Annotated in this window: 9 protein-coding genes; 5 read left to right on the top strand and 4 right to left on the bottom strand. The window is 50.5% G+C overall.

Annotated elements, in window-relative coordinates; translation table 11 throughout:
- Positions 1-154 precede the first annotated feature (154 nt).
- Entirely contained in the window at positions 155-1,753 is a 1,599-nt protein-coding gene (locus BM082_RS15540; RefSeq protein ID WP_074927639.1) for a methyl-accepting chemotaxis protein, read from the bottom strand.
- A 119-nt stretch (positions 1,754-1,872) separates the two neighbouring features.
- On the opposite strand from BM082_RS15540, the gene BM082_RS15535 reads away from it, so the two are divergent.
- The gene (locus BM082_RS15535; protein WP_017011927.1) at positions 1,873-2,670 is read left to right on the top strand and encodes a potassium channel family protein; all 798 of its coding nucleotides are present in this window, start codon (positions 1,873-1,875) and stop codon (positions 2,668-2,670) included.
- A 90-nt stretch (positions 2,671-2,760) separates the two neighbouring features.
- On the opposite strand, the gene BM082_RS15530 is transcribed toward BM082_RS15535, so the two are convergent.
- Positions 2,761-4,281 (bottom strand): CYTH and CHAD domain-containing protein, encoded by a 1,521-nt coding sequence (locus tag BM082_RS15530; RefSeq protein WP_074927637.1) that lies wholly within the window; start codon positions 4,279-4,281, stop codon positions 2,761-2,763.
- Positions 4,282-4,456: 175 nt separating this feature from the next.
- Between BM082_RS15530 and BM082_RS15525 the strand changes: the two genes are divergently transcribed.
- From BM082_RS15525 to BM082_RS15515, 3 genes are all read left to right on the top strand, one after another.
- Positions 4,457-5,137 (top strand): TIGR00153 family protein, encoded by a 681-nt coding sequence (locus BM082_RS15525; RefSeq protein WP_026024729.1) that lies wholly within the window; start codon positions 4,457-4,459, stop codon positions 5,135-5,137.
- Between the two features lie 35 nt (positions 5,138-5,172).
- The gene (locus BM082_RS15520) at positions 5,173-6,441 is read left to right on the top strand and encodes an inorganic phosphate transporter (RefSeq protein WP_017011930.1); all 1,269 of its coding nucleotides are present in this window, start codon (positions 5,173-5,175) and stop codon (positions 6,439-6,441) included.
- 148 nt (positions 6,442-6,589) lie between these two features.
- Positions 6,590-7,204, top strand: a complete 615-nt coding sequence (locus BM082_RS15515) for a TIGR04211 family SH3 domain-containing protein (protein ID WP_017011931.1) — start codon at positions 6,590-6,592, stop codon at positions 7,202-7,204.
- Here BM082_RS15515 and BM082_RS24985 read toward each other — a convergent pair.
- Positions 7,164-7,379: a hypothetical protein gene (locus BM082_RS24985; RefSeq protein WP_159435499.1), complete on the bottom strand. Its 216-nt coding sequence runs from the start codon at positions 7,377-7,379 to the stop codon at positions 7,164-7,166. The genes BM082_RS15515 and BM082_RS24985 overlap by 41 nt on opposite strands.
- Before the next feature lie 73 nt (positions 7,380-7,452).
- The gene (locus BM082_RS15510) at positions 7,453-9,822 is read right to left on the bottom strand and encodes an AAA family ATPase (protein WP_074927635.1); all 2,370 of its coding nucleotides are present in this window, start codon (positions 9,820-9,822) and stop codon (positions 7,453-7,455) included.
- Between the two features lie 217 nt (positions 9,823-10,039).
- On the opposite strand from BM082_RS15510, the gene BM082_RS15505 reads away from it, so the two are divergent.
- Positions 10,040-11,269 (top strand): multifunctional CCA addition/repair protein, encoded by a 1,230-nt coding sequence (locus BM082_RS15505; RefSeq protein WP_074927633.1) that lies wholly within the window; start codon positions 10,040-10,042, stop codon positions 11,267-11,269.
- Positions 11,270-11,279 lie beyond the last annotated feature (10 nt).

The following is an 11,279-nucleotide window of genomic DNA, read 5'->3' as shown; positions in this document are numbered from 1 at the left end:
TCCTTTCCTATCAGCCACGAGTCCAAGACGTTACTCACCACAGTACCATAAAAAAGCCCACACAATCGGTGGGCTTCTTCAAACACTCAGACATGTTTTACCATGCTTCAGGCAAAATGTTTCGAGTGCTTCAGATACACACAACGCAGGCTCACTACACGGCGAACTCTTTGATTTTTAGATCAAGTTGGTTTGCGTTGTTTTGCATGCTGCCGGAGGTTTCCGCAAGTTCAGTGACGACAGTAACCGACGCCTCCACCAGCTCTCTCACATTGGTCAAATTCAGGTTCATTTCATCCGCCACTGAGGCTTGCTGTTCCGCCGCAGAGGCAATGTGGAAGTTCATGTCGTTGATTTGGCCAATTTGTTCAACGATAAGGTTAAGCTCTTCACCCGCCTTACTCACCGATTCCACACTCTCAACCGCTTCAATCACGCTTTGCTCCATCAAGCCAACGGCTTGCTGCGCTGAGGATTGCAGCTGGGTGATCATGTCTTGAATTTCGACCGTCGCTTTTTGCGTGTTTTGAGCGAGATTACGCACTTCATCTGCCACCACCGCAAAGCCTCGACCTGCTTCACCTGCGCGCGCCGCTTCAATGGCGGCATTCAAGGCAAGTAGGTTTGTTTGCTCGGAAATACCTTGGATAGTCACCACCACAGAGCTGATGCGCTCAACACGTTCTTCAACTTGGTTCACCGCGCTGGCAGATTCACGAATGTCGTCAGACAGCTTATTGATCGTACCAATGGTATTGCTGACATAGTGTTGACCGCTGATCGCCTGCATACGCGAGCTTTCCGTCGCTTGTGATGCCGCACGGGCATGCCCCGCGACACTTTGAACCGTTGAGGTCATTTCACTCATGGCCGATGCCAGCAGGTCAATTTCACCGAACTGTTCTTTTGCAGACTCACGGGTTTCATCCATGCTGATGGTCATCACTTCCGTCATGCCTGACAGCGCTTCAGACGAATCACGTTGCGCTTTAATCACACTTGCCAATTGCGCACGTGTTGATTCCAGCTCACGAGCAAGTTCACCAAACTCATCCTTACAATTCATGACCACAGGTTGGCTCAAGTTTTTACAAGACATGCCGCGAATGCATTCTGTGAGGTAATGAATCTGGCGAAGCATCAAACGGCTTCCACCTAACAAAATCACCATGAATGCCAAAATCATCAAGGCGGTCTGCCACGCAACTTGCACCAGGTAGGCCTCATAGTAATGGCTTGCTGCAGAATCAGGCTGCGATGCAATGGCTACCCAATCCGTACCCGACACAGGAATAGCGATGCCGTGACGATCGTCATTCGCAAGGTGGTAAACAAACTCACTGCGCGTACTCTTTAATTGTTCAGCCAAGTTTGTGCCGTTCTCTAAGCGCAGATTCAGCCCCTTAAAATCTGAAATGCTGGGGTGCGCTAACACCTCACCTGAACGGGCATTCGCAAGGTAGACATATTCTTGCTCTGAACCGGTGGCATTTTCTCGGGTCAATACGCGTTCAAGTAACGCCGTGCCCTCGGGTAATGTCAGCAACTCTTTGGTTAATTCCGCACTGCGAATCGCTTGGGTGCGGCTTTGGCTTTCAGTGATCTCAGTAACCGATTCACGAAACGCGTTCGCATCCCAAAGCTGCTTTGCCGTCAGTAGTAACGTGCTGAAAACCATCAACAGAATAAGTTTAGGGACGAGTTTGATGTTACTGACAGCCTTTTCCCAAGGCTTGAAAATCATCTGAGACATTCTTTTGGCTCCTTGATGTGCAAATCCTCCACACTGAGAGACAGCATGGTGATACAGAAGATGGCGCAAGCGTGCTAAATTCACGTTCTATAGCGGCGTTCAACAAAAGGAATTGAGCAGTGGCAGACAGCCAAGCGCAAAATTTAGATCTGAATCCAATGAGTTTGCTGAGCTTGCTGCTCTCTTTCGTTTCATTGTGCGTAGTGAGCACAATTTTATTGATACCGAACGATGATCCCCTTTATACCCTACTGCTAGGCATTGACACTTTAATTTGTATGGTTTTTCTGCTCCAAATCGCCATACATCTTCTCAAAACTGATAACAAAGTCACTTATCTAAAAAAACATTGGGTCGATGTTCTCGCCAGTATTCCTGTGATAGAAGCGCTCCGCTTTGCACGCATCTTCCAGATTTTCCGTGTATTACGCTTACTCAAAGCCAGCCAACCCCTGTTCACTTACATGAACGAAAACCGAAGCGAGACCACGCTCGCCAGCATCTTATTGCTGCTGACCGTTCTGATATCGGCAGGATCTGCCTCGATTTTCGCGTTTGAAAGCCACTCACCCGATGCCAATATCGACAACTTTACCGATGCGATTTGGTGGATGTTCGTGACCATTTCCACCGTGGGTTATGGCGATTATTACCCTGTGACGCCAGCAGGTCGTGCCGTCGCCATCATAGTGATCATGTGTGGTGTGGGGATCTTTGGTGCGATCACAGGCTTGGTGACCTCTTACGTCACCAAGCCCGAGCAAAAAGAACAAGAAAGAGAGCAACACCGACGTGCAGCACTTGAATTGTTGCTCGCCCAGCAAGAAGAAATATTGCACCGATTAGCCGCCATTGAAACGCGGCTAGATGAGACAAAAAGCGGGCAGCAGATTCCACCTGATACAGACAAACCCTAGATAAAAAAATAGCGCCAATAAGGCGCTATTTTCTACGTATGTGTTTGCTTCGCACATGCATTAAAGAGCGTGCACGCTAAGGCGTGATGCTTACACTTCCCAGTATGGCGTTAACGCGACACCGATTTGGCGGCTTTGCATCATGGCATGAAGCAAAGACTCCTCTTTACGGGTCAGCCATTTTTCAATCTGCGCACAGTCATCTTCATCAAACTCGCTCGCAAGCTTACGAACAGGTTCGAGCAGTTGAATGTCTTCGATGCCTTGCATCAAATCCAGCCAAGGCAGACGGAAGGTTTCGCGATCTTCTTCATCATAAAGTAGCGCGACACAGCAGCCCGACAGCAAGTTACGCAACAAACGTGGCAACTGATCCAGATACCCAAAGCGATCCAATTCGTTTTCAAGCGCGAAGACGCTCAATAACTCATCCCACGAGACCGTTAGCGAACGGTTAGCGAAGCTACGAACTGGCTCAGCCAATTTATCGCGCACTTTGTCGTCCACAAAAGGCTGCCAACCGCGCGTCAGGATCCAACGGCTAAGATCAAGCAACAGATTGCAGTAACGTGATGAATGGAAAAGCGCCAACATTTCACTGCGCTCTGGCAAGGCTTCATAACGCTCGCCCAGTTTCACCAACAGTGGCTTCTGGCTGTTCAATTTTCGTAGGAAGTAGCCCTTGTCGCTTTGAAGACGGGTAATCGCACGCGCTTCAAACACCCAATCCAGCTCGCCTTCCAGCCATTGAAGCTCTTGACGCAACAGCGCACTCGCACGACGTGGAATCAAACCACCATAGAGCGCAAGTGCTTGTCGCACTAACCCCACGGCGTTGCAAATCTCTAAAATCGCATCCTGTTCAGGGCGTTCAACATAGATTTGCTCGTGGTAGTGCCAATGTTCCAGTGCATGTTCTAGCGCTTTAACAAACGCTTGCTCGGTAGACTGCATGCCATCAATCGGCACCAAGCTTAACGCTTTAACGCTATCACCTTGATAATCCGTGGCTAATCGATAGCCACGCGCAGCCTTACTCAAGTTACCCAAACGTAAACCCCCTTGTTCTGCTAGCTCACGCGCTAACACAAACAAGGCATCAATCTGGCCAGATTTGAGTTCGATCTCAACTTCACAAATCGGATCGTAACCACCGTTTTCAGTCGTGACATCACCGCTATCAAACGCAAGTTCAACCTGGCTACTGTCTGGCATCGCCACAAGCCATTGTTGGCGTTCAAAATCTGTAGAGAACAAAGGATTAATGTTGGCACCAAGCGCTTCTATATCGAAGCCATCAGGCCAAGCATCTGCGGGAATAAGGGAAAGATCGGGAGCCGGAGAATCAAGTTCTGCATTATACTCTGGACGCTGATGTAGACCGGCCACTACACGGCCTGCAGTCTTCAGCGTTTGTACATACACGTCATCATAACGTCGGACTCGAAGACCGATATCATGCTGGCGTAGCAAGTAATCCGGGGTGTCGTAATAGATGTTGCCGAGGTTTCGCTGGCGTTGCTGCAAGACCTTTAAATCGGCAACTTTGTCTCGAATTTGGCGTGAAAAATCGGATGAGACAAAAAACTTTAACTCTATCTCAGTTTCCATAAAGGGACCCATAACCAATAGCAGAACAAGGATATGGGCAATTGCTTAGACGAGCAAGAACCTTTCATTGATCTGAACCAGTTTCATTGCAATTGTGATTGCGCTAACATTCGCCGCTCGATTTATCATCGTTTGAAATTTAGTCTCTGCGCAGACTATAAAGGTAGATACGGCTATGCCAGTAAATACAATTATGGGGCTATTTGCAAAAAGCCCGCTGAAACCACTTCAGACCCACATGAGCCGCGTTAGCGAATGTTGCTCACAGTTGGTGCCTTTCTTTGACGCCTGTGAAAATGGGGATTGGGAAAAGGCAGCTGAAATTCGCCACCAAATTTCCACCCTCGAAAAAGAGGCTGATAACCTGAAGCGAGAAATTCGCCTCAAACTCCCTCGCGGTCTGTTCCTTCCTGTAGACCGTACCGACATGTTGGATCTTGTTACTCAGCAGGACAAACTCGCCAACCTTGCTAAAGACATCTCAGGCCGTGTTATTGGTCGTCAATTGCAGATGCCTTCTCCTATTTACACCGATTTTGTTGCGTATGTGCAAAGGTGTCTCGATGCTGCCGATCAAGCGCGTCGTGTCATAAACGAGCTAGACGAACTACTCGAAACAGGCTTTAAAGGACGTGAAGTCACACTGGTCGAAGAAATGATCAATCAACTGGATACCATCGAAGACGATACTGACTCGATGCAAATCCTTCTTCGTCAGAAACTGATGTCCATCGAACACCAATACAACCCGGTTGACGTCATGTTCCTGTACAAAATTCTCGAATGGGTCGGTGAAATTGCTGACCAAGCACAACGTGTTGGCTCGCGTCTTGAGCTCATGCTTTCGCGTTCTTAGTGCAACAATCAATGAATTATTAACAAGGTATAACAATGGAAATCCTGGCGAATTACGGCACCATTATTATTTTGGTGGCCGCGGCTTTTGGTTTCATGATGGCAATTGGTATTGGTGCAAATGACGTTGCCAATGCCATGGGTACGTCGGTAGGCTCTAAAGCACTGACCGTTAAACAAGCCATTATCATTGCGATGATTTTCGAATTCGCTGGCGCATATTTAGCTGGCGGTGAAGTCACCGACACGATCCGAAAAGGTGTTATTGAAACGTCGCTGTACGCGAATCAGCCCGAAATCCTCGTTTACGGCATGATGTCTGCGCTTCTTGCAGCAGGTACATGGCTATTGCTGGCATCCTTCATGGGCTGGCCTGTATCAACTACTCACTCCATCATCGGTGCCATCATCGGTTTTGCGTGTGTGTCTGTGGGCACAGAAGCGGTGGATTGGAGCTCAGTGCAAGGCATTGTAGGTAGCTGGATTGTTACCCCGCTGATTTCAGGTCTGTTCGCTTACATTATCTTCATCAGTGCCCAGCGCCTGATTTTTGATACCGACAACCCCCTGATCAACGCAAAGCGTTTTGTCCCTGTGTACATGTTCCTGACTGCGCTCATCATCGCGATGGTGACCATCAAGAAAGGCCTTAAGCATGTGGGGCTGCACCTAACAACGGGTGAAGCCGTGATGGTGTCTGTTGCTGTTTCAGCCTTGGTCATGCTATTTGGCTACTTCTATATCGCCCGCAAATACGCAGACAACTCTGCGGCGTCTGCGAACGGCTACGAAGGTGTAGAGCGCGTATTCAGTTTGCTCATGGTTGTCACGGCGTGTGCCATGGCATTCGCACACGGTTCAAACGACGTAGCAAACGCGATTGGTCCACTGTCCGCTATCGTGTCTACCGTTGAGAACATGGGCGCAATCACCGAAAAAGCACACATCGCTTGGTGGATTTTGCCTCTTGGTGGTATCGGTATCGTGGTGGGCCTTGCAACGCTCGGTCACAAGGTAATGGCCACCGTGGGTACAGGCATCACTGAACTCACACCAAGCCGTGGTTTTGCCGCACAGCTAGCCACCGCGTCTACCGTTGTATTGGCATCAGGCACTGGCCTGCCAATCTCAACCACACAAACATTGGTGGGTGCAGTATTGGGGGTTGGTTTTGCTCGCGGTATTGGTGCATTGAACCTCGGTGTTGTGCGTAACATCGTGGCATCTTGGGTCGTTACCCTACCAGCAGGCGCGTTACTTGCCGTTGTCTTCTTCTACATGATGCGCGCAGCGTTCGGCGTATAAGAAGTCCATTTCCGTCACGTTTTTGTGCGGTGATGTCAGTCTTCGGTCAAAAAAGGGAGGTTATGCCTCCCTTTTGTTGTACCTGAGGGGTAAAATTTTTTAGTATCTGACACAAACAGATATTCGCGACCAACCAAAGGAATAAACCGTGAAGCAACTTTTTTCTGCTCTGGCTGTGATTTTGATGCTTGTAGTACCAGCCGCCCATGCGCAGGACAACTACATCTCCGATGAACTATTCACCTACATGCATTCTGGTCCGGGTACTCAGTTCCGTATTCTCGGCAGTATCGACGCGGGCACGAAAGTTACCGTTGTAGATAGAAACCGCAACGCGGGTTACACCCAAGTGCTGGATGAGCGCGGTCGTAAAGGTTGGGTTGAAAGTAAATACGTGTCTAACCAACCGGGCCTAAAAACGCGTATGCCTGCGCTTGAGAAAGAACTCACGCAAGTGAAATCAGCACTAGCAAATGCACAAGGCGATTCAGAAGCAAAAACCAAAGGCTTGATTGAATCTCTTGAGCAGCGTAATGCACAGCTAAAAGAACTCGAAACGCACACCAGCGAGCTGAACCAAAAACTGATCGACGCACAAAGCGAAATTCGCGAACTACGCGCGCGCATTGATACACAAAAAGATGACCTTCTGATGCGTTGGTTCACCTACGGCGCAATGGTTGCTGGCGCAGGTCTGCTGTTTGGTCTGATTCTTCCGCACCTTATTCCACGTCGTAAGAAGCGTAATAACGGTTGGGCGTAAGCATCTCCCTTTGAAGACTAAAAAAGCCGCTGATGCGGCTTTTTTGATCATTAAGAGCAGAGAGAGCAGAGAGAGCAGAGAAAGCAGAGAAAGCAGAGAAAGCAGAGAAAGCAGAGAAAGCAGAGAAATGTTGAACATCTTCATGTTCAAGCTCCCGCTTTTTTGTCGCTTTCACTGCTCTTTCTCTGTTTTGCTCTTTCTCTAATCTTCTATTTCTCGATTCTGCTCTTCCTCAATTCTGCTCTTCATCACCAACTCGTCAACGCGGGTATCGCGATCAGCGAGTCTTCAAACTGCACCACCACTTGCTGTGGCTCAATGCCACGGAGCAACACGCCGTCTGCGACGAACTGCCCTTCTTTCGTCTCTCGCCCATTGACCTTCACCCAACTGCGTTGTGCATCAGACGCATAGATGTGGGTTTGGAAGTCCATTTTCGGCAAGCGGTCGAACATTTGTGATGAGATATCAGCGATCGAGACAACATTGCTCTTCCCATCGGTGCGTCCAAGCTTGGCATCCAACCCTCTTGCGCGGTCGCCGCCCAACGCGTTTTGTACCTTCAACGCCAATTCAGGTGACAACGATGAGAGATCCAGATCTTCTAGGTTTAAATCACCATCAGGGTTACTCGCTCCATTGCCCGATGCGGTAATGGTGGTGACCTCTGCATTCGCTTCCGTCACCGGCTGTTCAGAGGAGGCACTCGCTTTTTCTGCCGCTTGGCTAGCATTGCTCGTCGGTGCTGGCTTGGTGATAGCAACCACAACAGGTTTAGACTCAGGAAGTGGCGTAAGCGCCAGCGAGGTGTCACTGGTCATTGGTAACACAACGATGTCACCTTGCGCCAATGCCGCAGACTCAGATTGCGTCGCTTCGATGCTGCTCGCCAATGTTGGCCCCGGCAGGGTTAATACCGTGTCCAGCACCATCAAGGTAATGGGCCCTGCATAGCCATCAGCATCCAAACCTTTGCTGCGCTGGAAATCTCTGACTTTAGCGCGAAGATTAGGCCCAAAGCGGTCAGAAGCCACACCGGTTTCTCCTAGCACTAAGTTCAAACGTTGATCCAGCCAGCGCACGCGCTCACTGCGTTGACCAATGGATAAGGTGGCAGGGTTCGCTTGCGGTGGACGCCAAAGTAATAGCGCATCACCCGTCCACGCTTGTTTGAAAAAGGCCTCACTCACCATCACGCGTTGTCCGCCAGATAGCAACTCAAACTGCCCATCACCCATGCCATATAACACGGCAAACCAACGCTGCCCGACAGGGCCATTCATGGTCAGAACCGCAGGTCGGTCGATGCTGAGCAACTGGGTTAACGGTAAGGTGGCTTTATAACAAGCAAGCTCACCGCGCACGTCACTCGAACAACCAGCCGCAAGCACATCCGCTTCAAAACCCCACAAACGATAGAGCGCTTGCATCGCAGAACCTGCACTCAAACTTTGTTTCGCTAACTCTGCGAACGCCACTGTTTCAACCGTGGCAGGCAGATTCGAAAGGCTTTGCGGCGCGGATGCCTGCCCAGAGGAAACATTCGGTGTTGACGCGTCACGCTCAGGCGATTTCTTGATGGCCACATCCACGACAATGGGCGCTGGCACCTCTTTCACTGTCGGGGCAGGCACACGTTCTGTTTGCTCCTTAGGCGCAGTGTTTACATTTGCCACCGTCGGCGCAGGGGATGAATTGCCATCTAACCCCCAACGAATCGCCACAGCCAACAACGCGGCCCCGCCAATCGCGCCAAGGTAAACCGGCCAGTAACGCATAAATCCATGGCGCTCAGCATGGCTCGACACACTCTGCCAGTTCAGCACTTCCTTACTGGCTTTGGTGGCAATTTTCGCGGTAATGCGTTGCTTGGAATCTCGATGCGCCATTTTTAACGACTGGTCACACACGAGGTTAATCAATCTTGGAATGCCGCCACTATCACGGGCAATGACTTTAAACGCGCCATCATCGAACAATGGGTCCAGCCGATCGGCACAACTCAGACGGTGCAAAATGTACTGACGCACTTCTTGTGCCGTCAGCGGCATTAAGTGGTAGCGGGCAGTAATGCGTTGGGCAAGCTGACGTAAGTGCTGCTGGCGAAGCATTTCTTGCAGCTCAGGCTGACCAATCAAGATCACCTTAAGCAGCTTGCGTTGTGAGGTTTCGATGTTGGTGAGCAAACGCAGTTGCTCCAACACATCCGGCATCAAATGCTGCGCTTCATCCACCAGCAAAATGGTTTGAATGCCTTGCTGATCGTTGTCATGCAATTTTGCAGAGATGGCGTCGTTCAGCGGCTTAAAGCCATCGTCTCGCGCATACTCAATCCCCAGTTCATCACACAGGGTTTGCATCAATTCCAGCACGGACACACTAGGGTTGAGGATCGTCGCCACTTGGCTTTGCTCGGGCATGCGCTCAAGCAAGGCTTTCATGGTCGTGGTTTTCCCCGTACCCACTTCCCCTGTCAGCAACGCCAAACCGCCACCATCTTCTATGCCAGAGAGCACATGGCTCAACGCCTCTTTATGGCGTTCGCTAAGGAAATAGAATTTTGGGTTTGGCACAATCGCGAATGGCGACTCTGAAAGCCGGAAAAAGTCTTGATACATGGGAAGTTCTCTACGTCCTCAATGCTGTCCGTTAAGCTCGCCAAAGTAGCGTGACACCTTATGCATGTAAAGGTGAACACATCCTATGACCGACTATTCGGGCGCAGGTTCGCACCTTTTACACACATCGCGCTGTACGTCGAACGCATAACGGGTGGTTTGGTGAATCTGCAGGGTTTATCATGATCTTATTATCGCTTAATAACTGGATAACAATGTGAATACCTTCCTTGTGGGTGGCGCAGTACGAGATACATTGCTCGGGCTCGATGTAAAAGACAGAGATTGGGTCGTTGTCGGCGCTGACATCAAGACCATGCTGAAAGCAGGCTACCAACAAGTTGGGGCGGACTTTCCCGTTTTCTTGCACCCTAAAAACCATGAAGAGTACGCACTGGCTCGCACTGAACGAAAATCAGGCCAAGGCTATACCGGCTTTGTGTGCGACTTCGCATCGGATGTGACGCTTGAAGAAGACTTGCAGCGCCGTGACCTCACCATTAACGCCATCGCCCAAGCCGATGATGGCACCTTGGTTGACCCTTACGGCGGCAAAACCGACCTCGACAATAAAATCCTGCGTCATGTTTCACCAGCTTTTGTGGAAGATCCACTGCGCGTGTTGCGCGTGGCACGCTTCGCCGCCCGTTTTCACGATCTGGGTTTTACGGTTGCTGATGACACCATGTCACTCATGCGCACCATTGCCGAAAGTGGCGAATTAGATGTACTCACCCCAGAGCGTGTTTGGATTGAATGGGAGAAATCCCTGTCGACGCCGCGCCCAGATGTTTTCTTACGTGTGCTGCGTGATTGCGGCGCACTGGCGGTGGTGCTACCTGAAATCGACGCGCTGTTTGGCGTGCCGCAACCCGAGCAATGGCACCCAGAAATTGACACTGGCATTCACACCCTCATGGTCGCGCGCCAAGCTGCAACGCTCACTGACGACACCTGCATCCGCTTCGCCGCACAACTGCATGACCTCGGCAAAGCCCTTACGCCGCAAGCGGAGTGGCCAAGCCACAGAATGCACACATCAACGGGCAAAGTGCCCGTAAAAGCCGTGTGTGACCGCGTACGCGTCCCCAACGCCTATCGCGATGCCGCACTGCTGGTCTGCGCTGAACACACCAACGTGCACAATGCAGGCGAGCTGAAAGCTTCCACCTACATCAAGATATTCGATCGCAATGATGTGTGGCGAAAACCCGAACGCGTTACCCAACTGGCCGTCGCCAGCCAAGCCGATCACCAAGGGCGCACAGGGTTTGAAGATCGCCCGTATCCCCAAGCCGACTGGCTGCTTGGCGCGTTTAACGCCGCAAACAGCGTGGAGGTAAAACCCATCGTGGCGGAAGGCTTTACAGGCCAAGGCATTCGCGAAGAGTTGACGCGCAGACGGGTGGTGAGTGTTGCGAAGTATTTGGAAGAAGCTAGAAACTAGCTTCTAAAGA

Source organism: Enterovibrio norvegicus DSM 15893 (genome assembly GCF_900115495.1).
Taxonomy (GTDB): Bacteria; Pseudomonadota; Gammaproteobacteria; order Enterobacterales; family Vibrionaceae; genus Enterovibrio; species Enterovibrio norvegicus.
This window is presented reverse-complemented; position numbering and strand designations above follow the sequence as displayed.